The following is a 20,816-nucleotide window of genomic DNA, read 5'->3' on the forward strand; positions in this document are numbered from 1 at the left end:
GGGGTTGGTTAAGGTGTGAGGCGGGCGAGGTAGAGAGCCAGGGCGGCGCGCCAATTGCGCGGGCGAAAGCCAGTGGCCTCCAACTTGGATAAATCAAGGGTGGACTCGGCGGGGCGCGGGGCTTGGGGGCCCGCTAGTTCCTCATACTGGGCGGTTGTCACTGGGGTGACCCCTGCTGGGTCGGCGCCCACGCCGATGAAGGTAGCCATGGCGACCTCGTCGCGGCCTACGGCATCGCCAGTGCAGGAGAGGTTATAAATGCCGTAATCTGCCCCCGAACGCAGTAAGTGGACGATGCCCGCCGCCAGATCATCGGCGAAAGTGAGCCGCCCGCGCTGGTCGGAGACCACCGCAGGGGTGGCCCCACGGCGGGCCAGGGAAGCCATCGTGGCGATGAAATTTGCGCCATCGCCAAACACCCAAGACGTGCGGATAATGTAGTGGCGTGGCGCGCCGGCCGCAGCTGCCTCCCCGGCTGCCTTGGACGCGCCGTACAAGCTCAACGGGGCTGGGACATCAGCCTCCGTATAACCCGACGTCTTCGCATGAGCCGGGGCCGGGTTGCCAAAAACATAATCACTAGAAACGTGCACCAGGGTCAGATTGTGCTCCGCAGCAATCGCCGCCAATCTGCCGGGTGCTAACGCATTAACCTCCCACGCGCGGGCGCGGTCGGACTCTGCGCCATTGACATCGTTAAACGCGGCGCAATTGATAATCGCCTCGTACTGCTTCCACGGCCGCTGGGGCGGATTACAGACATCAAACTGCTCGCGGTTGCAAAACTCGGCCTCAGGCAGGAGGGCACGTAAAGCGCGCCCAAGCTGCCCATTGGCCCCGGTGATGAGGATGCGACGGGGAGGCATCGGGGCGGCATCGGCAAGCTGAGGATGCCCCAGGTCCTTGGCAGAAACCTGGGTGGGGGGCAGCGGCCAGGACACCGCAGACAGATTGACCATGGAATACTGCGCATCTGGCGACCAATGATCATTGACCAAGTAGGAATAGACCGTAGCGTCCTCCAAAGCCTGGAAACCGTTAGCCACCCCGCGGGGAACGAAGAAAGCGGTATCCGGCCCCAGCTCCGCCGTGACCAGCTGGCCAAACGTCGGGGAGCCCTCCCGCAGGTCACACCACGCGCCAAAGACCCGGCCGGCGGCCACCGAAACCAGCTTGTCCCAAGGCTCCGCGTGCAAACCGCGGGTAGCGCCGCGATCCGCATTGAAAGAAATATTCTGCTGCACGGGGCGGAAATCCGGCACGCCGGCGGCCAACATTTTCTCGCGCTGCCAATTTTCCTTAAACCAGCCGCGGTTATCGCCGTGCACATCCAAATGCAGGCGCAATAAACCGGGAATGGCGGTGGGTTCGGTGTGCATCAATGCTCCTTGGGGTAATCAGTGGCCCTGGGCGGCGTAGGCGGCCTCCGTAGCTTCCTTAGCCGCGTGCCACCATTGCGGGTGCTGCGTGTACCACTCAATGGTCTGGCGCAAGCCGGCCTCAAAATCTGCGAAAGCGGGCTGCCAGCCCAGCTCCGCGCGCAGTTTGGTGGCGTCCATGGCATAGCGCTGATCATGGCCCGGGCGGTCGGCGACGTGTTCATAAATGGGACGCCCAGCAGCGTCCGTGGCACCCATCAGGCGGCAGATGAGCTCGATGACGTCCCTATTGCTCAGCTCTGGCTGGTCAGCGCCGATGTTGTACGTGTGGCCCAGGCGCCCGCGATCGAGGATGTCAAGCACCGCGCGGTTGTGATCGTCGACGTGAATCCAATCGCGCACCTGCGCGCCCGTGCCGTAGAGCTTCGGGGTGCGCCCGTCGAGGATATTCGTAATCTGGCGGGGAATGAACTTCTCAATGTGCTGGAAGGGTCCGTAATTATTGGAGCAGTTGGAGATGGTGGCGCGCAGGCCGAAACTGCGCACCCAGGCGCGCACCAGGTGGTCTGAACCCGCCTTGGTGGCCGAATAGGGGCTCGATGGCTGGTACGGGGTGGTCTCGCTAAAGCGCGTGGCGGCGCCGAGCTCCAAGTCCCCGAAGACCTCATCCGTAGATACGTGGTGGAAGCGGACGTCGTGGCGGCGCGCGGCTTCAAGCAGCGTGAAGGTGCCCACCAGGTTGGTGTGGACGAAAGGGGCCGGGTCGCGCAGAGAGTTATCATTGTGGGACTCCGCGGCGAAATGGACCACCGTGTCCGCGGCGGCGACCAGCTCGTCCATAGCGGCGGCGTCTGCGATGTCGGCTTGCACCAGCTGCACCCGGGCCGAATCTAGGCCAGCCAGGTTCGCCGGATTTCCTGCGTAGGTGAGTTTGTCCACCACCACGATGGAGACCTCCGGGCGGGTGCGGGCCACCATATGCACAAAATTCGCGCCGATGAATCCGGCGCCGCCGGTAACAAGCATCCTTTGCATGGGGCATAAGTTTACCCAGGGGTGCAGCGGTGCCAGGCGACCGGCGCGTAGTGCGGGGCACGGGTGTTGGACCGGGCGCGACGGGAGATTGGTGTGGGGCGAGGCGCGGCACGGGTGTTGGACCGGGTGCGACGGGAGATTGGTGTGGGCCGGCACGCAAAAGCGGGCGGCAAGAAAACTCTCACCGCCCGCTTGAGTGTTGCGCGGAGCTACTTGGCGTAGAAAGCGCGCCAGAAGGTGGCCCAAGAACGCTCCAGGTCCTGGTGCCAGCCCGGCCAGGAGTGAGTTCCGGCGTTGCGGAAGTTATAGTCCGCGGGGATACCCAGCTGATCCAGTTTGGCCTTGAAGTTGTGGGTGCAGTTGTTGACTGCGGCTTCGATGACGCCGCCTTCCACAATCAACTGTGCGGACCCAATGTGGGCCACCAGCGGGTCGACGCCGCGGGCCATGTGATAGCCCGGCAGGTCGGTGGCGCTGGCCAGACCCGTGGCGGAGGAGATGTAGAGCTCCGTGCCGCGCAGCTTGGCGGCGTTTAGGAAGGCGTCGTTGTAGCGGTTAGTGGGCGATCCCATGGGGCCCCACATCTGCTCCGGCTGGCCGCCGCCGCGGTTGACGGTCAGGCGCAGGAACTCGTACTGCGCCGGGTAGGCCGTCTGCGCGCAGCCAGCAAAGGAACCCACTGCGTCATAGAAGCCGGGGTTGTGCTGTGCCAGCAGCAGGGAGGATGTTGCAGACATCGACATGCCAGCAATCGCCCGCTTGTTGTTGGCCTGCAGACGTGCCTCTAGCGGTCCGGGCAGCTCCTTAGTCAGGAAGGTCTCCCATTTCTGTGGGCCGCGCAGATAGTTCGACTCCGGCGAGACATTCCAGTCCGTGTAGTAGGAGAACGCACCCGCCTGCGGGACCACTACGTTGACCTTCTTGTCCGCATAGAAGTTCACCACGTCGGACATGGACAGCCAGTCAGAGTTCTGCTCAGCGCTGCCCGCGCCGTTGAGCAGGTAGATGGTAGGCCGGTTGGGCTCACCAGCGGGAATGACCGCCAGAGGAATCTGGCGTCCGCCCATCGCGGGGGAGGAGGCCTGAAGTTTGAGCACCCGGGGGTCATTGCCAAACTTCTCGAACCACGTGCGGCTGGCTACCTCCGGGGTGACTTGCAGGTTGCTGATCTGTGATTGCGGTGCACCGCCAGCTGCTTGCTGCGGGGTCACGGTGGCGGCCTGCGCTGGGACAGCAAAGGCCGCTCCGGCCAATGCCACGGCGCTCAGCGACGCCGCAGCGACCTTTGCCGATAGGCCGGTGGTTAGGCCAGCCATCATTGCGGAAAGACGCGTGTGAGTCATGAAGAAGTCCTTCTGGGGTTCGGGTGCGTGTTTAGGCTCCGGTCGGGGCTGGTGCAGGTGCGACCACTTCAGGGGCCGGTGCGGGCGCACCGGAGGTCGGGCCCGCAGGAGCAGCAGGGGCCGGGGCTGCGGGAGCAGCGGCCGCTGCGGGAGCTGCAGGAGCAGTGGGCGCGGCATCGGCATTGGGGGCATCGGCAGTCCCGGGCAAGATATCGGCAGGCAGGTTCTTCAGGTCTGCAAGGTTCAGCTCGGTAACGGTCTTCTCAGCGGTCGGGTCAACGGCGCTGCGCAGGGCCGGGGCCGGAGCGGGAACGATGCCGCGGTTCGGGTCTTCGCCGTAGCCTTCCGGCTGGCCAAAGGCCTTGGCGTAGGTGTTCCAGGACTTCCAGATGTCTTCCTTCCAACCCGGCCAGGAGTGGGTGCCGGTGGGGCGGAAGTTCCAGTCGGCGGGGATGCCCTCGCGGTCCATCTTGCGCTTGAGCTGGGTGGTGCAGTCGTACATGGCTGCCTCGATGGCGCCGCCTTCGATGGTGACGGTGGAGGAGGACTTAAACGCGGACGACAGGTTGGTGTTGCCGTTTTGCAGGAAGGAGGACAGCATCTCATTTTCCCCGGGCAGGCCGGTGGAGGTGGAGACGTACACGTGGGCCCCGCGCAGGTTGTTGGAGTTGATCAGGGCGTCGTTAAAGCGGCTGTAGGCGCCGCCGCGCGGGCCCCACATTTGCTCCGGGGTGGCGCCGCCGCGCTGGACGGTCAGGCTGGTGTAGAGCCACGGCATGGGGGTGGAGGTGGCGGCGCAGCCGGAGTAGGAGCCCACGGCGTCGTAGAAGCCCGGGTTGTGTTCGGCGAGCAGGAGGGCGGAGGTTGCGGACATGGACATGCCGGCGATGGCGCGCTTGCCGTTGCCGTTGATGTGGTGCTCCAGGGGGCCGGGGAGTTCCTTGATTAGGAAGGTCTCCCACATTTGCTTGGTGTCCAGGTAGTCGGTCTTTGGTGCGTTGACCCAGTCGGTGTAGTAGGAGAATGCGCCGTCTTGGACTACGACGACGTTGACGTCCTTTTTGATGTAGAAGTCGATGAGGTTGGTGTTGCCCTTTTCGCCGTCGGTCATCACCAGCCAGTCGATGCCCTGCTCGGCACCGCCGGCGCCGTTGAGCAGGTAGATGGTGGGGCGGGAGCGGTCGAAGTTGCCGGTGGGGGTGATGACGGCCAGGTTGACCTTGGCACCGTCCATGGCGGGGGAGGTGGCGGTGAGGAACTTGACGTTCTTGCGCTTGTTGTAGGCAGGGGTCAGCCACTTGAGGTGGTCGGGCGGGTTGCTGATGAAGTTGCCGTCTTCGACGATGAATTCCCCGTTGTCGTCGCGCTTGAAGTACTTTTGGGCTTCTTGCTCGATGTCGAGTTCTTCGATGGTGGACAGGCGGTCTGCTGGGGCAACATTGTTGGGCCAGCGGGTTTCGGGCGCGTGTCCGGCGCTGGCGATGGGGGTGGTTAAGGCGCCTACGGCCAGGGCGGCGGCCGCGGTGGCAGAGGTGAGAGTCCTCAAGAGCTTCATGGATTGTTTCTTCCTGTGTGCGGTTGTCTTTGTCAACATCGTTGTGTAACTGGGTTCCGTTAGCAAGTTTCCGCCACGGCGGCGTGAAAGCTGGTGCTGGTGTGACAATTGTGTCATAATTTGCGGCGAAGCGTTAGTTCTAACGCGACGAATTTCCCAGATTTTTTAAGGACTCCCATGAACTTCCCCGTGAATTTTCCAGTGAACATTCCCGCAAACTTCCCTGTGAATTTTGAACAGCTCCTGGTCATGATCAACGAATTCCTCGGCGGCTTTGTCCACCAGGGTTCTTCCGCGCTGGCCGTTGGCGCGCTCAACCTGGGGCTGATGTAAGCACCTGAGCTTGCCGATGCCCCCTGGCCTCACCCCACTGCCCTGCGTGCGGGGTGGCCAGGCAGGGCGGGTTCGGGGTGGTGGGGGAGAAAATCGCGGTCCATGCAGACAAATAGGACTTAAGTACGTATTCTGTAGGGCGTGACTAATGAACATTTTGACGTTGTAGTACTCGGCGCGGGCCCCGGCGGCTACGTGTCCGCCATCCGCGCAGCCCAGCTGGGCAAGAAGGTTGCGGTTATTGAGAAGCAGTACTGGGGCGGTGTCTGCCTGAACGTGGGCTGCATCCCCTCTAAGGCGCTGCTGAAGAACGCAGAGGTTGCCCACATCTTCAACCACGAGGCCAAGGACTTTGGTATCTCTGGTGAGGTCAGCTTCGATTTCGGGGCGGCGCACAAGCGCTCCCGGAAGGTCTCGGAGGGCATCGTCAAGGGCGTGCACTACCTGATGAAGAAGAACAAGATCACCGAGATCAACGGTCTGGGTTCCTTCAAGGACGCCAAGACCATTGAGATTACCGAGGGCGACGCCAAGGGCACCACCGTCACCTTCGATAACTGCATCATCGCTACTGGCTCCGTGGTGCGCTCCCTTCCGGGCGTAGAAATCGGCGGCAACATCGTCTCCTTCGAAGAGCAGATTCTGAAGGAAGACGCGCCTAAGTCCATGGTGATTGTGGGCGCGGGCGCCATCGGCATGGAGTTTGCCTACGTACTGGCCAACTACGGTGTGGACGTGACCATCGTGGAGTTCATGGACCGCGTGCTGCCTAACGAGGACAAGGATGTCTCCAAGGAGATCGCAAAGCAGTACAAGAAGCTGGGCGTGAAGCTGCTCACCGGCTACAAGACCACCTCGATTAAGGACAATGGCGATAACGTCACCGTGGAGGTCGAGTCCAAGGATGGCTCCAAGACCGACACCCTGACCGTTGAGCGCTGCATGGTTTCCATCGGCTTCGCCCCGCGTGTGGAGGGCTACGGCCTGGAAAACACCGGCGTGGAGCTGACTGAGCGTGGCGCCATTGCTATCGACGACCACATGCGCACCAACGTTGAGGGCATCTACGCCATCGGCGACGTCACCGCCAAGCTGCAGCTGGCCCACGTGGCGGAGGCCCAGGGTGTGGTGGCCGCAGAGGTTATCGCCGGGGCAGAGACCCAGCTGCTGGGCGACTACATGAACATGCCGCGCGCTACCTTCTGCAACCCGCAGGTGGCCTCCTTCGGCTACACCGAGGAGCAGGCTCGCGAGAAGTTCCCGGACCGCGAGATCAAGGTCGCCACCTTCCCGTTCTCTGCCAACGGTAAGGCTGCTGGTCTGAATGAGACCGCGGGTTTTGTCAAGCTCATCGCCGACGGCGAGTTCGGCGAGCTCATCGGTGGCCACATGGTGGGCTCCAACGTCTCCGAGCTGCTGCCGGAGCTGACCCTGGCGCAACGCTTTGACCTGACTGCGGAGGAGATCGGCCGCAACGTCCACACGCACCCGACGCTGTCGGAAGCAATGAAGGAAGCTGCCGAGGGCATCGGCGGGCACATGATCAACCTATAGCCCAGCCCTTCCTGCGTGCCGCCTGCAGATTTTGTCGCCTGCTGACGTCGTCTGCAGGCGCATCGGCAGTTTTGGGCTAATAGGGAGCCACGGTAGAAGAGTGGGCGTCGATGGTCAGCGCTTCGTTGATGGCGGGGAAGGCGCGCTGGGCGCAATTGGTACGCGGGCAGGTGCGGCAACCGGCGCCGATGGGGGTAGCGGAACTGGCGTCGGTGAGGTCCAGGCCGGCGGAGTAGACGGTGCGGTCAGCGTGGCGGGCCTCGCAGCCCAAGGCGATAGCGAAGAGCTTGTTGGTCTCTGCAAAGCGGCCGCGGTTGTGGCCCACGGCGCGGGCAACCCACAGGTAGTTGCGGCCATCCGGCATCTGGGCCAGCTGGCGCACGATGACCTCCGGCTGGGCGAAGGTCTCATAGACACACCACAGCGGGCAGGTGCCGCCGGAATTAGAAAAGTGCACGCCGGTGGCAGATTGGCGCTTGGACATATTGCCCGCGCGGTCCACGCGCACGAAGGTAAACGGGATACCGCGCTGGTTGGGCCGCTGCAAGGTCGACAGCCGGGAGGCCACTGTCTCATAGCCCACGCCGAAGACCTGGCAGAGGTGCTCAATGTCGTAGCCGTCCTGCTCCGCGCGGGAGTGCGTGAGGCTATAGGGCAACAAGACGGCAGCGGCGAAGTAACTAGCGATACCGCGCTTAGCCAGGTTGACTGATGCCTGCGAGGTGAAGGGTTCATCGGCAATCAATTCTGTGATGTGCGAGTGGGCCTCCAGGAAGCACAGCTCTGCGGCCATGCGGAACGCGCGCTGGCCGGGGCTCAGGCGCGCGGCCAGCTCCAGGTGGCCGGTGGCAGAATCGAAACGGTGCAGCGTCCCATCGAGGTGCGCGTGGGTAGTGATGGTGACGTTGTGGGCCTGGTGCAGATGGCGGGCAATGGCGGCCTCGGTGTCGCGGATGCCAAAGGCCTCCACGCCCAGCTGAGCAGCGAGGTCCTCGGCCTGGTGGTCAAGGGAGTCCAGGTAGTTCTGCCGAGCGTAGAAGAAATCGCGGACTTCATCGTGGGGCATGGACAGAACCTGGGAGCCGGGGGCGGAGCGGCGAATGTCGGTGGCCAAAGTGAGCTTGTCGCGCATATTGCGGTAGCGGCGGTGAATGTCTACCAGGGTGCGGGCGACGGAAGGGTGGTTGTAGACCAGCTCGGAGAGCTCCTGGAGCTCCACAGGGGAGGGGGAAATTTCCTGGTCTTGGATCACGTCTTGGATTTCCGCCAGCAGGCGCGAGTCGTCATCACGGGAGAAGAAGGTGGCGTCCACGCCGAAGACTTCGGTGATCTTCATTAGTACGGGCACGGTGAGCGGGCGGACGTCGTGCTCGATCTGGTTGACGTAGCTGGCGGAAAGCCCCAGGGTGGCAGCTAGCGAAGCCTGGGAAAGATCGCGTTCGCGGCGCAGCTGGCGTAAGCGGGATCCCACGTAAGTCTTGCTCATGTGAGGTAGATTACCGCGTTTTGGCGGGGGATACACAACCTTTGCAAATGCCTTGTGAAGGATTGTGACGTGGCAGCGTAGAGGGGGCGCTGTGACGGGTGAGAATGCGGGGGTATCGTGCGAAAGTTTGATACCTAACGGGGTAGGTTCTTCACTCTATCGGGGTGCTGTGTGGAACGTCACAGGGCCGCTGTGAGGGGTGGGGAAATACGCAACATTCGAGTTTTCTAAATCCCACAACGCAAGCGTGTTGCGGTTTTTGAAATCCGCGTTTAAGGCGATCCTTACCTAAAGGAATTTCTCCGGAAATGGCTACCTTGAGTGTGGCTGGGAAATCGGTACCAATTCGACTAGTGGCCAGGGCATAGGCGTGCGTAAGGTTAAGGCGACTATGGAGGTGTCATGACTGTAAGAAATCCAGACCGTGAGGCAATCGCTCACGGCCGAATTACTAATGAAACAATTCGTACCAAGCCGGGCGTTCCGACTTGGGCACTCAAGCTGATCATGGCCGTCACCGGCCTGTTCTTCGCACTCTTCGTGGTGGGCCACATGGCCGGCAACCTGAAGATTTACCTGCCGGACCACGATGGTGCCCCAGCAATCGACCACTACGGCGAGTACCTGCGTGCACTCGGTGATCCGCTGATCCCGGAGGGTCACGCCCTGTGGATCGTGCGCATTGTGCTGCTGGCCTGCGTGCTGGCGCACATCTACGGCGCGTTCACCCTGATCTCGCGCTCGCGGGCATCCCGCGGCAAGTTCCGTCGCACCAACCTGATGGGCGGCCTGGATTCCTTTGCCACCAGCACCATGCTGGTGACCGGCGTTATCCTGCTGCTCTTCATCATCTTCCACATCCTGGACCTGACCATGGGTGTCCAGCCGGTGGCCTCCGAGGCCTTTGTCCACGGTGCCGTCAAGGCGAACATGATCGCTACCTTCAGCCGCTGGCCGGTGACCATCTTCTACGTGTTGGCCATGTGCGCGCTGTTCCTGCACCTGACCCACGGCATCCGCTTGGCCGCCTCTGACCTGGGTATTACCGGTGCCAAGTGGCGTCAGGTCTTCTTGATCCTGGCCTACATTGTCCCGGCTGTTGTGTGCCTGGCGAACATCGTTATGCCGCTGTCCATCGCCCTGGGCTGGGTCTCTTAAGAGGAGTGAATTAACCCATGACTAATTTGAAGCGCGAGCACCCTGATTTCTCGCACCCGCAGTCCATCGTTCCGGGCGTGACCGCAGGCACCATCCTCGAGTCCAACGAGCCCCACGGTGTACCCATGAAGGACATGTGGTCCTACCAAAAGGACCACATGGAGCTGGTCTCCCCGCTCAACCGCCGCAAGTTCGAGATCGTGGTAGTCGGAACCGGCCTGGCAGCCGGCGCGGCCGCTGCGGCACTGGGCGAGCTGGGCTACCAGGTCAAGGTCTTTACCTACCACGACTCCCCGCGCCGCGCGCACTCCATTGCGGCCCAGGGTGGCGTGAACTCTTCGCGCCACAAGAAGGTGGATAACGACTCCGCATACCGCCACACCAAGGACACCGTCAAGGGCGGCGACTACCGCTGCCGTGAGTCCGATTGCTGGCGTCTGGCCACCGAGTCCGTGCGCGTGATTGACCACATGAACGCCATCGGCGCTCCGTTTGCCCGTGAGTACGGCGGCACCCTGGCCACCCGCTCCTTCGGCGGCGTGCAGGTCTCGCGTACCTACTACACCCGCGGCCAAACGGGTCAGCAGCTGCAGCTGTCCACCACCTCTGCGCTTTACCGCCAGATTGGGCTGGGCAACGTGGAGCTCTTTGCACACCACGACATGCAGGACATCATCACCTACGACGACGGCGGGAAGAAGCGCGCCGGCGGCATTGTCACCCGCAACCTGATCACTGGCGAGCTCAAGGCCTTCACTGGCCACGCCGTGATTCTGGGTACCGGTGGATACGGCAACGTCTACCACATGTCCACCCTGGCAAAGAACTCCAACGCAGGCGCCATCATGCGTGCCTACGAGCAGGGTGCCTACTTCGCCTCCCCGGCGTTTATCCAGTTCCACCCGACGGGTCTGCCGGTCAACTCTGAGTGGCAGTCCAAGACCATCCTGATGTCCGAGTCGCTGCGTAACGACGGTCGCATCTGGTCCCCAGTGGAGCCGAATGATGACCGTGACCCGGCACAGATTCCGGAAGAGGAGCGCGACTACTTCCTGGAGCGCCGCTACCCGGCCTTCGGCAACCTGGTTCCGCGCGACGTGGCCTCCCGCGCCATCTCGCAGCAAATCAACAAGGGCCTGGGCGTGGGACCGCTGCACAACTCCGTGTACCTGGACTTCCGCGATGCCATCGAGCGTCTGGGCAAGGACAAGATCCGCGAGCGCTACTCCAACCTGATTGAGATGTACGAGGAGGCCATTGGCGAGTCCGCCTATGAGACCCCCATGCGTATTGCCCCCACCTGCCACTTCACCATGGGTGGCCTGTGGACCGACTTCAATGAGATGACCTCCCTGGACGGCCTGTTCGCCGCAGGTGAGTGCTCCTGGACCTACCACGGCGCCAACCGCCTGGGTGCGAACTCCCTGCTGTCGGCTTCCGTGGACGGCTGGTTCACCCTGCCGTTTACCATTCCGAACTACCTGGCTCACCACCTGGGCGAGGCCAAGCTGGCTGAGGACTCCGCTGAGGCACAGCAGGCCGTGGAGCGCTCCCGCCAGCGCATCGAGCGCCTGATGAGCATTCGCGGGGAGAACCCCCACGGCCCGGCGTACTACCACCGCCAACTGGGCGAGATCCTCTACTGGGGTTGCGGCGTGTCTCGCAACATCGCTGACCTCAAGACGGCCATCGACAAGATTCGCGCCCTGCGCGCGGACTTCTGGGCCAATGTCCGGATTACCGGTTCGACTGAGGACATGAACCAGGTGCTGGAGTACGGCCTGCGCGTTGCCGACTACATCGACCTGGGTGAGCTCATGTGCATCGACGCCCTGGACCGCGACGAGTCCTGTGGCGCTCACTTCCGCGACGACCACCTGACCGAGGACGGCGAGGCCGAGCGTGACGACGCCAACTGGTGCTTCGTCTCCGCTTGGGAGCCAGGCGGCGCCGAGGGCGAGTTCATTCGCCACGCTGAGCCCCTGTACTTCGACTCGATTCCGCTGATGACAAGGAACTACAAGTAATGAAACTGACACTTGAGATCTGGCGTCAGGCCGGACCGACCCAGGACGGCTCCTTCGAGACCGTCCAGGTAGACGACGCCGCAGAGCAGATGTCCATTCTGGAGCTGCTGGACCACGTCAACGAGGGCTACATCGAGCGCGGCGAAGAACCCTTCGCTTTCGCCTCCGACTGCCGCGAGGGTATCTGTGGTACCTGTGGCCTGACCATCAACGGCCGCCCGCACGGCCCGGGACAAAACACCCCTGCCTGCCAGCAGCGTCTGTTCCAGTTCAACGAGGGCGACACCCTGAAGATCGAGCCCTTCCGCTCCGCGGCATACCCGGTTATCAAGGACATGATCGTGGACCGCTCCGCGCTGGACCACGTGATGGAGCAGGGCGGCTACGTCTCCATGGACGCAGGCACCGCACCGGATGCCGACACCCTCCACCTCAACCATGAGACCGCCGAGTTCTCCCTGGACCACGCGGCCTGCATCGGCTGCGGTGCCTGCGTGGCGGCCTGCCCCAACGGCGCTGCTCACCTGTTCACCGGCGCCAAGCTGGTCCACCTCTCCCTGATGCCGCTGGGCAAGGAAGAGCGCGGCCGCCGCGCCCGCAACATGGTCGACGACCTGGAGACCAACTTCGGCCACTGCGCTCTCTTCGGTGAGTGTGCTGATGTCTGCCCGGCAGGCGTGCCGCTGACCGCCGTGGGTGCCGTGACCCGCGAGCGCGCCCGCGCTGCCCTGCGCGGCAAGGACGACTAGGCCCCGCCGCAGCTATCACTCGCGCGCCGCAGTTTCCACAAGCGCGCCGCGGCCGCCCCGCTGCCTCCTTTTTGGGGGTACCGGGACGGCTGTGAACAGTGATTTGGGCCGCTGTAGCTCCGGGTTTTCAAGCCCCGGGTGTTATAGTTGCTGAAGTTACACACTTTTTAACGAGAGAAAGAGTCAGCCATGAGCCACAATCATGCAGTAGCTGATTTCTTGGAGGAGAGCTACCCCAAGTTCCCCACCAAGATCCAAGACAGCTACATCGAAGGCTACGACCCGGTATCCTACGCTGCTCCGCACTCCTCCCTGCTGCGCGCAGAGACCTGGATTGGCATGGGCTTCATCCTGTCCCTGCTGCCGGCTCTGGGCACCATCGTGTGGGGCGTGAGCTCCGGGATGTTCTGGGGCGGTTCCTCTAGCGAGGGCTCCCAACCCACCGTCACGCTCATCGTGGGTATTGTGATGTTGGTGGTTGTCGCCATCACCGCCGTGGGCTGTGTCCACTACGGCCGCCGCTTCTACCGCGCCTACCGCGCTGAAACCGGCCGCGTCAACTAGACCACGCACCCAAACACCCCGTTCCTTCCTTGTGAAGGGGCGGGGTATTTCGTCTGAAAGGCCCTCATGTCTCACCGTGCTTCGCAGCCTGCCGATACCCCCCATCCCTCGCCCACCCCGTCCGTCGTGCCTGCGCCCGCGCCCCACCGCGCCCAGGAGCTACGCCGCTGGAAGACCATTGCACTGAGTTTCCTGCTCGGTGCCGCCGTTATCTTCCTGGCGTGTTCCTGGTGGCAAAGCCAGGGCGCACCCGCCTGGGTGGGCTACGTGCGCGCCGCTGCGGAAGCCGGCATGGTGGGCGGGCTTGCGGACTGGTTTGCTGTTACTGCGCTGTTTCGCCACCCGCTGGGCCTGCCCATCCCGCACACTGCGCTAATCCCGCGTAACAAAGATCGCGTGGGCGAGGCACTTAGCGAGTTTGTGGAGGAAAACTTCCTTACCCCAGATGCCCTGAGCGAAAAGGTCACCCAGGCGCAGCTACCTACCAAGGCAGCACGGTGGCTGGTGCAGCCGGAGCACGCGCAGAGGGCATCGGCAGAAATTGGCACGCGAGTAGCGGGGGTGATTGCGGACTTTGACCGCGAGGAAGCTGCCGCGATTATCCAAACTCACATCATTGATCGCGCCACCGCGCCGGAGTGGGGCCCACCCGCCGGGCGACTGCTGGAGGCGTATATCGCGGAGGGCAAAGCGCGCCCCCTTGAAGACGACCTCATCGCCTGGGCGGCCGGCAAGGTGGACGACTGGGAAGGCGCCATCGTGCGCACCATTGACGAGCGCATGCCGGGCTGGGCGCCCCGCTTTGCCCGCGAGCTGGTAGGGGAGAAGGTCTACGAGCAAGTCCGCGCGTTTGCCCAGGAGGTCCAGGCCGACGGTAACCACGAAGCGCGTCTGTCCCTGCGCCGCATGCTCAGTGACGTCGCCGCCGGCCTACAACACGACCCGGCCCTGCGCGCCAAAGTTGAAGACATCAAGGCACAGATGCTGTCTTCTGCGCAGATGCAGCGCGCCCCGGGCGCCATCTGGGAGACGGTGTCCACCGCGCTGCGCGAACAACTGGAAGACCCAGACTCCCAGTTGCGCACCAAGCTGGCGGATAAATGCCAGGAGGTAGCCCAGCAGGTGCTTAGCGATGCCCCCACCTTGGCCCGCGCCAACCAACTCGTGGACCAGGCCGCCCGCTACGCGGTGGAGAAGTTCGCCCCGGACCTCATCAGCATTATTCCGGAGACCATCAAGCGTTGGGATGCTTCGGAGGCGTCGGCGAATATCGAGCTCATGGTGGGCAAGGACCTGCAGTTTATCCGCCTCAACGGCACGGTGGTGGGCGCCCTGGCTGGCGTGGTCATCTACACGGTGAACCAGCTGTTGTTTGGCTGATAGGCTAGTGCGCATGTACGGCTTATTGACGATGGTGAATCTCCTCCACATCGGCCTTTACTGGGCCATAGCTCTAGCCGGCCTGGTGGGCGCGGGCCTGGCGGCGACAACTCGCCCGGATGCCTTTGAGGCCGCAGACCGCAAGCCCAAGTGGGTGTGGGTGGCCCTGCTGGTTGGCTCCGCCGCGGTCTTGTCTTTGCCGGGGTTCACGCTGTTTTCCTGGGTGGGCGCGGTGATTATCGGCATCTACTGGTTTGATGTGCGCCCCCAGATTTCAAATCTGCTGCGCGGCTACGGCTACTAAGGGCGCGTAGACGCGATGGCGATTACATTCGACCCCACTGCCGCAACGCCAACGGGCACGGTGGTGGTCACCCCGCCGTATATTGCGCGCGCGCTGTCCGGGGGAGCACAGCGGGCGATCGCCTTGGCGGGCTTTCCTTCCGGGCGCCACCACAGTCTGGTCAAGGCTGCGGAGGCCCGCCTGGCTGTGCAATATGGCGCCGAAGAGGTCTGGGTGGCCTGCGATGGCGCCGTCGCGGACCCCAATGCGCTACTGGCGGACTTGGTGGCCATCCGCGAGTCTTGCCCGGCCCCGGCTCGTCTGGGCCTGATTTCCCCCGCCGCGGTGGGCTATGCCCAACAGCTTGCCGATTCCCCCTTAGCCACCCTCGCAGCCCGCGCCGGCTACGACTGCTTCATCACCGCGCCCGCTGCCGCCCGCGCAGACGCTAACCCGCCCGACTCTTGGCCACTGCCGGTGCATACGCTCGACCTCAGCGAGCGCACGTAGCCCCTTCGTACCTAGCGCCTTATCCCGCCAGCTGGGCTTGCTCCGCGCCGATGTTGCCCACCTGGGTCAACGCGACGTTGTTACCGGAGGCCTCCAGCCGCAGACCCCCATCGACGACCTGGAGGGCATCGACCCGCAAGCCAGTGCCCTGGAGCTGGTCTTGTGTGCCGGAGGAAAGGGCTTCGGTAATGGCGTCACTGACCTGCTGCGGCAGGTCCCACGCCAGCAGGCGCGAATTGGTGGCCACAAAGTCCATGTGCCCATCGCGGGCCTGCGGCTGTACCGTCAAGGTAAACAACCCACCGCCAAACTCGACCTCCAAGGCATCTTGGTCCGGCAGAGCCTCCAGACCGGTAAGCACCAGGTCTCCCAGCACGTCGTAACCGGACTGCTGCGCAATCTGCTGCTGGATGGTCACCAGGAGGAAGTCCTGCGGCAAGGTGGTCACGGTGTGCAGCTCGCGCGCCACCGGATCCTCGCCCATGCTCAAGCCCTCCAAGTGCACCTGGGTGGCAGGCTGGCCGGTGATGGTCTTGGCCTTCGTGTCCACCGCCAGCGTGGAGGGAATTTCCATGTCCACCGCGCCAATCTCCCCGCGCAGCATGCCCAAAGTGAGCGGGGCAGACCCGAAGCTGACCTCGGCGTCTTCTTGCTCTTTGGTTATCTGGGAGGACAAGAACCAACGCAAGCCCAGCTCTGCTATCAGAACCAGCACCATCAGTGCGACCAGGATCCCAACAATGTACTTCCACGCCGTCGATGCGGCAGATTTCTTCGCAGCCATAGCTACCCATCGTGCCTGCTGAAACCCTGCGGCGCAACGGCTTCCCACGCAATAGTTAGGGAATTATCGCTCAACCTGCGCCGCAGCGGCACCAGCGGCCAGCCCTCCGCCCGCAATTGGGCGTGAGCCATCCGCCACCGCACCCGCGGCCCATGCGGCGCCCAGCCCGCATTGCGCTCCCATGCGCGGTCTGCAGCCTGCAATAGTTCATGAATCGGCTCACCAGGTACGTTGCGGTGGATCAGAATTTTGGGCAGACGCTCAGCCAAGTCGGAGGGGCGGGCGGCATCGGCAGGCTCCCATGCAAAAGTCAGACTGCGGGGACCGGCGGCGTCCAACAGCAACCACGCACAACGCCGGCCCAGCTCATCGCAGGTTCCCTCCACAAAGAAGCCCCCCGGCGCCAGGCGCGACGTCACCGCTTCCCACGCCGCCGGCACCTGCGCTACGTCGTACTGGCGCAGCACATTAAACGCCCGCACCAGCTGCGGGCGGTAGCCAGCCAACTCAAAGCCGCCCAGCTCAAAACTCACCCCATCGCGCGGCGGCAGCACCCGCTCCGGGGCGATCTCAAGGCCGGTCACCTGCACCCGTGGATTAACCCGGCGCAGCCACCCCGCCCACTCCACCGTGGTGGTGTGCGAGGCCCCGTAGCCCACATCCAGCGCCAACGGCTGCGGGTGGTGGCGCAGCAGGCTGGAAATCTCCGGGTGGTTGACCATCCAGCGGTCGCAGCGGCGCAGCCGGTTCTGGTTGGTGGTGCCCCGGGTGATCACCCCAAAAGGCCGCCCATGCGCGCGCTGGGCTCGCAGATTATGCGCATGGTCGGCCATCAGTGTTTAGAGGTTGGCAGCAATCCACTGCTCAGTCAGCTGCGCCTCGTTGCTAAACAGCTCACCCAGGGCCTCGGCCACCTTCGGCTCGATAGCAGCGCCCATCAGCGGGATGTTGACGGAGACCTCAGTGACGTAGTTGAGCACAGTCTTGTCCTCGCCTTCCGCCTTGTAGGTGATATCGCCCTTGAAGTCCACGGGGGTGCCCTTGACGTCAGCAGTAAAGCTGACTGGGAACTGGCCGTCCACGACCTCGCCGATGGTCACGGTGCGCTTGACCTTCAGCGCCTGGGAGACCATGGCCTGCACGGCTTCTGGCAGCAGGCTGGTGGGCAGGACCTCATAGAGGACGGCGGTGTTGCCGCTAAATTCGTGGACCTCCCCCGGCTCCGGGGACAGGGTAGCCACGATGTGCGCCCAGTAGCCCTGGGTGGACAGTGCCTCATGCACCTTCTCCAGCGGCTGGTTGATGGTTACGGTGTTTTCGCTACGAGTAGACATGGCTTACAGACTACCGTGGTAGGCGTGCTTGATAAATTTTTGACCCAACGCTTGGCCGCCCTCGACGGGGTTAGTGTGGATACTTCTACCACGTTTGCGCAGCTGACCACCCTGCGCGTGGGTGGCGCCCCAACCCTGGCTGTCTCCTGCGAGTCTGCCGAGTCCGCCGTGGCCGCCCTCCGCCTCCTCGACCAGGCATCCGTGCGCTACCTGGTGGTGGGCGGTGGTTCTAATTTGTTGGTGGCAGATGGCCCGCAAGACATTGTGGTGGTGCGCCTGGCATTCGACGCGCTGGACGTCCACGTGGCTTCCGGGCTGGTGCGCGCTGAGGCCGGGGTGGTGTGGGATGACGTGGTGGATACCGCCGTGGCCGTAGGCTTAGGCGGCATCGAGTGTCTTTCCGGCATTCCGGGGCATGCGGGGGCAGTGCCGGTCCAAAACGTGGGCGCGTACGGCGCCGAGATTGCCGATGTCCTCACCCAGGTCTATCTCTACGACACCTCCACCGGTGAGGCGTCCTGGGTTCCCGCGAGCGCTCTGGATCTGGCTTATCGCTATTCCAACTTGAAGTTCACCGGCCGCGGCGTGGTCCTGGCCATTGAGCTGCATTTGAGCACCGATGGTTTGTCTGCGCCGCTGCGTTTTGGCCAGCTGACGCAAACACCGGGGGAGCGACGTCCGGTTGCCGATGTCCGCGCGCAGGTCCTAGCGTTGCGGGCTTCCAAAGGCATGGTCCTCGACGCCGCCGACCATGACACCTGGTCCGCGGGGTCCTTCTTCACTAATCCCATCGTGCCGGCTTCTCTTGCCGAGACCATCCAGGCCCGCGTCCGCGACACGCACGGCGAGGACGATGCCGCCCGCATGCCCCGCCACCCTCTCCCCGCCGCTTCCACCGACGCTGAGGGAGCACTTGCCACTCCTTCAGCGCCAGAATCCACCGAACCCGCAGCCACTCGCGCTAATACCGCCGAACCGTTGGAGAAGCTCTCGGCTGCTTGGCTCATTGAGCGCGCAGGCTTTGCCAAAGGCTACCCGGGCTCGGGCCCTGCGACCTTGTCCACGAAGCACACTTTGGCGCTGACCAACCGGGGCAGTGCCACGGCGGCGGACATCGTTGCCCTCGCTCGGGAGATTCGCTCCGGTGTCCAGGACGCCTTCGGCGTGACGCTGGAACCGGAACCCATCTGGCTCGGCGTGAGCATTTAGCGCGCATTTAACATGACGCGCGTTCGCAATTACGCCATGACTTCTAACCATTCGTCCTTGTGCGCTAGGTAGTTGCGCACGGCAGCTTGTGCCCCCGCAAGATCGTGGTTGGCGCCCCAACCGCATTGGCGTTCATTGGCGGCGGGCACTTCAGTGGCGTTGAGGATGTCATTGAGCGCGCTTTCGAGGGCGCTGAGCAGCTCGTCTTGTTCCATGTTGTTGGTAATCGCGTAAAACCCGGTTTGGCAGCCCATTGGGGCAAACCCGATGAGCTTATCGGTGTAATCACGCATGAAGTTCGCCATCATGTGCTCGATGGAGTGCACGGTGGCCATCTCCAGGTGCGCCTTATTAGGTTGGCAGAACCTCAGGTCATACTTGATTATTTCCACCCCGCCGCCCAGCTCTTTGCGCCCGGCAACGCGTACATATGGCGCCTTGACTAGCCGGTGGTCGAGGTCAAAAGATTCCACATTGCTCTTGGTCATGGCCACCAGTTTATCCCGCCTGCCTAGCTTGCCGATGCCCCTCTCCCTCACCCGCCACCACCTACCGCCGGTCCAGACTGAACCAGTGGCTCCCATCTTTCTCGCGTGCCGTAGTCCGCCCGTGCGCCACGCTTGTCTTTCATGACTCGACACGCAGCCCCTCCCCGCGTGCGCCGCTGTCTGCCCGTGTACGGGGCAGCTCGGTTTGTGGCCCCTTTTCCCGCGTGTGCGCCGCTGTCTTATGGCCGGGCCGGGCTGCGTCAGCACCCCCGCTTTGCTCGTGCGGGGCTAGATTATGTCACGTTTGTGGCATTCTCCCTGTGGAATTCTTCGACAATTGTCTAATAGAGTGCACATTTTCGCAGAGTTATCCACAGATTTCGGGTTTTCCCAAAATTCCCCTTGCGCAGGGTTGCACAATCGCCTTAGCGTCAAAACCATGAACGAGATCAACATCGCCGCCCTGCTAGGCAGCGTCATCGACGCACTGCCACAGCTAGAGCATGCCACCACCACAGACCTGGTGGGCTTAGGTGTTGCACCAGATACCGCAGAGTTCCTGGTGCGCCTCTACCGCCTGTACTACGGGCCCGGCCAGCCCTCCCGGCGGCAAAGGAGCGCTATTAAAGGCGCCCGCCGCCACGGCCACGGGCTTATCGCCATGCAAGAAATAGAACGCGAAGTCACCAAAACCAAAACCACCCAACAATGGAGAATGCGCCAACAACTGTGCGCCACACCCGCAGGCCAATTCACCACTGTGGCACGCAAACTACGCCGAGAATGGAACCCAAAGGATGACACCCCGGTAGAAAAAGTCACCATGCGCCGCTACGCCAACGGCACAGCCACCATGTCGATTACCGCCCGCGATGTGGACCTTACCGATGTCTACGATGCCATCGACCAATCCGCCCCGGCAGAAAGCTTCCTTAACCTAGTACGCGGTGAAGGTGGAGCCGGGCGATTGAACTACATCCCCATGATCACCCTGCAGCTGGATACCTTCGCCAAACTGCTCGCCGTTAACGAATGCGACCACACCGGTGCAGACTCTGCCGGCGCCGATTCGGACATTATTGTTCGGGCTAATAATGGGGCGCGGATGACTGGGGCGGAGTTAGCCCAGCGCATTTTGTTCAAGCATGGGTTTGTCGCAATCCTAAGCCGGGTGCACGGTCCGGTGGATGTTTACCGTATGGAGCGCTTTGCTACCGACAAGCAGCGCCTACTCCTTGCTGCGGAGAGCCCTGAGTGTGCGTGGTTGGACTGTCACGTGCCGTTTGATAAGTGCCAAGTCCACCACATCACGTCGTGGGCTGATGGTGGGGAAACCAACATCAGGAACCTGACAGTGTTATGCCCGCACCATAATGGTGCCAACGAGGACCACCCGCCAGGAGGAGTGCCCGTCCGGCGGGGCCGGATGACAAGGCTTGGTGGGCAGGTGGCTTGGCAGTCACCTGGTGGTGGTGTCCCAGTGCCGACTAGCCCCACCAACTAAACCCCCGCGCCCACAGCGCAGGCAGCACGCCAAGCGCGACGCGGCAAGCAGCGCAGTGCACAAGTCCGGCGCAGCGCAGCGCAACCAGCAGCGCGGCAAGCAGCGCAGCGCTCAAGTCCGGCGCCGCGCAAGACCCCAGCC

Annotated in this window: 21 protein-coding genes; 12 read left to right on the forward strand and 9 right to left on the reverse strand. The window is 63.2% G+C overall.

Features of this window, described 5'->3' with window-relative positions:
• Positions 1-8: 8 nt before the first annotated feature.
• The 4 genes from G7Y31_RS01220 to G7Y31_RS01235 all read right to left on the reverse strand — a co-directional run bounded on the left by G7Y31_RS01220 (position 9) and on the right by G7Y31_RS01235 (position 5,312).
• Positions 9-1,379, reverse strand: a complete 1,371-nt coding sequence (locus G7Y31_RS01220; RefSeq protein ID WP_165011033.1) for a sugar nucleotide-binding protein — start codon at positions 1,377-1,379, stop codon at positions 9-11.
• A gap of 18 nt (positions 1,380-1,397) precedes the next feature.
• Entirely contained in the window at positions 1,398-2,405 is a 1,008-nt protein-coding gene (gene rfbB / locus G7Y31_RS01225) for a dTDP-glucose 4,6-dehydratase (RefSeq protein WP_196823634.1), read from the reverse strand.
• A gap of 218 nt (positions 2,406-2,623) precedes the next feature.
• Complete coding sequence (locus G7Y31_RS01230; RefSeq protein WP_165011085.1) at positions 2,624-3,730, reverse strand: alpha/beta hydrolase; 1,107 nt, start codon at positions 3,728-3,730, stop codon at positions 2,624-2,626.
• Positions 3,731-3,788: 58 nt separating this feature from the next.
• Positions 3,789-5,312 (reverse strand): alpha/beta hydrolase, encoded by a 1,524-nt coding sequence (locus G7Y31_RS01235; RefSeq protein ID WP_196823589.1) that lies wholly within the window; start codon positions 5,310-5,312, stop codon positions 3,789-3,791.
• 177 nt (positions 5,313-5,489) lie between these two features.
• Between G7Y31_RS01235 and G7Y31_RS01240 the strand changes: the two genes are divergently transcribed.
• Together G7Y31_RS01240 and lpdA are read left to right on the forward strand one after the other, a co-directional pair.
• Positions 5,490-5,645, forward strand: a complete 156-nt coding sequence (locus tag G7Y31_RS01240) for a hypothetical protein (protein WP_165011037.1) — start codon at positions 5,490-5,492, stop codon at positions 5,643-5,645.
• Positions 5,646-5,786: 141 nt separating this feature from the next.
• The gene (gene lpdA / locus G7Y31_RS01245) at positions 5,787-7,199 is read left to right on the forward strand and encodes a dihydrolipoyl dehydrogenase (RefSeq protein ID WP_165011039.1); all 1,413 of its coding nucleotides are present in this window, start codon (positions 5,787-5,789) and stop codon (positions 7,197-7,199) included.
• A gap of 76 nt (positions 7,200-7,275) precedes the next feature.
• On the opposite strand, the gene ramB is transcribed toward lpdA, so the two are convergent.
• Complete coding sequence (ramB, locus tag G7Y31_RS01250) at positions 7,276-8,685, reverse strand: acetate metabolism transcriptional regulator RamB (protein WP_165011041.1); 1,410 nt, start codon at positions 8,683-8,685, stop codon at positions 7,276-7,278.
• A gap of 402 nt (positions 8,686-9,087) precedes the next feature.
• Between ramB and G7Y31_RS01255 the strand changes: the two genes are divergently transcribed.
• From G7Y31_RS01255 to G7Y31_RS01285, 7 genes are all read left to right on the forward strand, one after another.
• Positions 9,088-9,843, forward strand: coding sequence for a succinate dehydrogenase cytochrome b subunit (locus G7Y31_RS01255; protein WP_165011043.1), 756 nt, complete (start codon positions 9,088-9,090; stop codon positions 9,841-9,843).
• 17 nt (positions 9,844-9,860) lie between these two features.
• The gene (locus tag G7Y31_RS01260) at positions 9,861-11,870 is read left to right on the forward strand and encodes a fumarate reductase/succinate dehydrogenase flavoprotein subunit (protein ID WP_165011045.1); all 2,010 of its coding nucleotides are present in this window, start codon (positions 9,861-9,863) and stop codon (positions 11,868-11,870) included.
• Entirely contained in the window at positions 11,870-12,619 is a 750-nt protein-coding gene (locus G7Y31_RS01265; protein ID WP_165011047.1) for a succinate dehydrogenase/fumarate reductase iron-sulfur subunit, read from the forward strand. Before G7Y31_RS01260 ends, G7Y31_RS01265 begins: the two co-directional genes overlap by 1 nt.
• Positions 12,620-12,808: 189 nt before the next feature.
• Positions 12,809-13,183: a hypothetical protein gene (locus tag G7Y31_RS01270; protein ID WP_165011049.1), complete on the forward strand. Its 375-nt coding sequence runs from the start codon at positions 12,809-12,811 to the stop codon at positions 13,181-13,183.
• Positions 13,184-13,249: 66 nt separating this feature from the next.
• Entirely contained in the window at positions 13,250-14,563 is a 1,314-nt protein-coding gene (locus G7Y31_RS01275) for a DUF445 domain-containing protein (protein WP_165011051.1), read from the forward strand.
• 7 nt (positions 14,564-14,570) lie between these two features.
• Positions 14,571-14,867, forward strand: a complete 297-nt coding sequence (locus G7Y31_RS01280; protein ID WP_413227960.1) for a DUF2516 family protein — start codon at positions 14,571-14,573, stop codon at positions 14,865-14,867.
• A 15-nt stretch (positions 14,868-14,882) separates the two neighbouring features.
• Positions 14,883-15,356, forward strand: a complete 474-nt coding sequence (locus tag G7Y31_RS01285) for a beta/alpha barrel domain-containing protein (protein ID WP_165011055.1) — start codon at positions 14,883-14,885, stop codon at positions 15,354-15,356.
• A 19-nt stretch (positions 15,357-15,375) separates the two neighbouring features.
• On the opposite strand, the gene G7Y31_RS01290 is transcribed toward G7Y31_RS01285, so the two are convergent.
• From G7Y31_RS01290 to G7Y31_RS01300, 3 genes are read right to left on the reverse strand one after another with little or no spacing between them, the layout of a single operon-like run.
• Positions 15,376-16,140: an LmeA family phospholipid-binding protein gene (locus tag G7Y31_RS01290; protein ID WP_165011057.1), complete on the reverse strand. Its 765-nt coding sequence runs from the start codon at positions 16,138-16,140 to the stop codon at positions 15,376-15,378.
• Positions 16,141-16,142: 2 nt separating this feature from the next.
• Positions 16,143-16,973: a class I SAM-dependent methyltransferase gene (locus tag G7Y31_RS01295; RefSeq protein ID WP_165011059.1), complete on the reverse strand. Its 831-nt coding sequence runs from the start codon at positions 16,971-16,973 to the stop codon at positions 16,143-16,145.
• A 6-nt stretch (positions 16,974-16,979) separates the two neighbouring features.
• Positions 16,980-17,474, reverse strand: a complete 495-nt coding sequence (locus tag G7Y31_RS01300; RefSeq protein ID WP_165011061.1) for a DUF2505 domain-containing protein — start codon at positions 17,472-17,474, stop codon at positions 16,980-16,982.
• Between the two features lie 24 nt (positions 17,475-17,498).
• On the opposite strand from G7Y31_RS01300, the gene G7Y31_RS01305 reads away from it, so the two are divergent.
• Positions 17,499-18,683, forward strand: a complete 1,185-nt coding sequence (locus G7Y31_RS01305) for a UDP-N-acetylmuramate dehydrogenase (protein ID WP_165011063.1) — start codon at positions 17,499-17,501, stop codon at positions 18,681-18,683.
• Positions 18,684-18,712: 29 nt separating this feature from the next.
• On the opposite strand, the gene G7Y31_RS01310 is transcribed toward G7Y31_RS01305, so the two are convergent.
• On the reverse strand, positions 18,713-19,171 hold the full coding sequence (locus tag G7Y31_RS01310; protein ID WP_165011065.1) for an S-ribosylhomocysteine lyase: 459 nt from the start codon (positions 19,169-19,171) through the stop codon (positions 18,713-18,715).
• Positions 19,172-19,312: 141 nt separating this feature from the next.
• Here G7Y31_RS01310 and G7Y31_RS01315 point away from each other — a divergent pair, with 141 nt between their 5' ends.
• Together G7Y31_RS01315 and G7Y31_RS01320 are read left to right on the forward strand one after the other, a co-directional pair.
• Complete coding sequence (locus G7Y31_RS01315; RefSeq protein WP_165011067.1) at positions 19,313-19,516, forward strand: hypothetical protein; 204 nt, start codon at positions 19,313-19,315, stop codon at positions 19,514-19,516.
• Positions 19,517-19,610: 94 nt separating this feature from the next.
• Entirely contained in the window at positions 19,611-20,675 is a 1,065-nt protein-coding gene (locus G7Y31_RS01320; RefSeq protein WP_196823590.1) for an HNH endonuclease signature motif containing protein, read from the forward strand.
• Positions 20,676-20,816: the final 141 nt, after the last annotated feature.

It is taken from the genome of Corynebacterium lizhenjunii (assembly GCF_011038655.2).
GTDB classification, from domain to species: Bacteria; Actinomycetota; Actinomycetes; order Mycobacteriales; family Mycobacteriaceae; genus Corynebacterium; species Corynebacterium lizhenjunii.

Coding starts and splice junctions, on each gene's coding strand:
- G7Y31_RS01220 (WP_165011033.1), bottom strand. CDS start 1,379: ATGCACACCGAACCCACCGCCATTCCCGGTTTATTGCGCCTGCATTTG.
- rfbB (WP_196823634.1), bottom strand. CDS start 2,405: ATGCTTGTTACCGGCGGCGCCGGATTCATCGGCGCGAATTTTGTGCAT.
- G7Y31_RS01230 (WP_165011085.1), bottom strand. CDS start 3,730: ATGGCTGGCCTAACCACCGGCCTATCGGCAAAGGTCGCTGCGGCGTCG.
- G7Y31_RS01235 (WP_196823589.1), bottom strand. CDS start 5,312: ATGAAGCTCTTGAGGACTCTCACCTCTGCCACCGCGGCCGCCGCCCTG.
- G7Y31_RS01240 (WP_165011037.1), top strand. CDS start 5,490: ATGAACTTCCCCGTGAATTTTCCAGTGAACATTCCCGCAAACTTCCCT.
- ramB (WP_165011041.1), bottom strand. CDS start 8,685: ATGAGCAAGACTTACGTGGGATCCCGCTTACGCCAGCTGCGCCGCGAA.
- G7Y31_RS01255 (WP_165011043.1), top strand. CDS start 9,088: ATGACTGTAAGAAATCCAGACCGTGAGGCAATCGCTCACGGCCGAATT.
- G7Y31_RS01260 (WP_165011045.1), top strand. CDS start 9,861: ATGACTAATTTGAAGCGCGAGCACCCTGATTTCTCGCACCCGCAGTCC.
- G7Y31_RS01265 (WP_165011047.1), top strand. CDS start 11,870: ATGAAACTGACACTTGAGATCTGGCGTCAGGCCGGACCGACCCAGGAC.
- G7Y31_RS01270 (WP_165011049.1), top strand. CDS start 12,809: ATGAGCCACAATCATGCAGTAGCTGATTTCTTGGAGGAGAGCTACCCC.
- G7Y31_RS01275 (WP_165011051.1), top strand. CDS start 13,250: ATGTCTCACCGTGCTTCGCAGCCTGCCGATACCCCCCATCCCTCGCCC.
- G7Y31_RS01285 (WP_165011055.1), top strand. CDS start 14,883: ATGGCGATTACATTCGACCCCACTGCCGCAACGCCAACGGGCACGGTG.
- G7Y31_RS01290 (WP_165011057.1), bottom strand. CDS start 16,140: ATGGCTGCGAAGAAATCTGCCGCATCGACGGCGTGGAAGTACATTGTT.
- G7Y31_RS01295 (WP_165011059.1), bottom strand. CDS start 16,973: ATGGCCGACCATGCGCATAATCTGCGAGCCCAGCGCGCGCATGGGCGG.
- G7Y31_RS01300 (WP_165011061.1), bottom strand. CDS start 17,474: ATGTCTACTCGTAGCGAAAACACCGTAACCATCAACCAGCCGCTGGAG.
- G7Y31_RS01310 (WP_165011065.1), bottom strand. CDS start 19,171: ATGACCAAGAGCAATGTGGAATCTTTTGACCTCGACCACCGGCTAGTC.
- G7Y31_RS01315 (WP_165011067.1), top strand. CDS start 19,313: ATGACTCGACACGCAGCCCCTCCCCGCGTGCGCCGCTGTCTGCCCGTG.
- G7Y31_RS01320 (WP_196823590.1), top strand. CDS start 19,611: ATGAACGAGATCAACATCGCCGCCCTGCTAGGCAGCGTCATCGACGCA.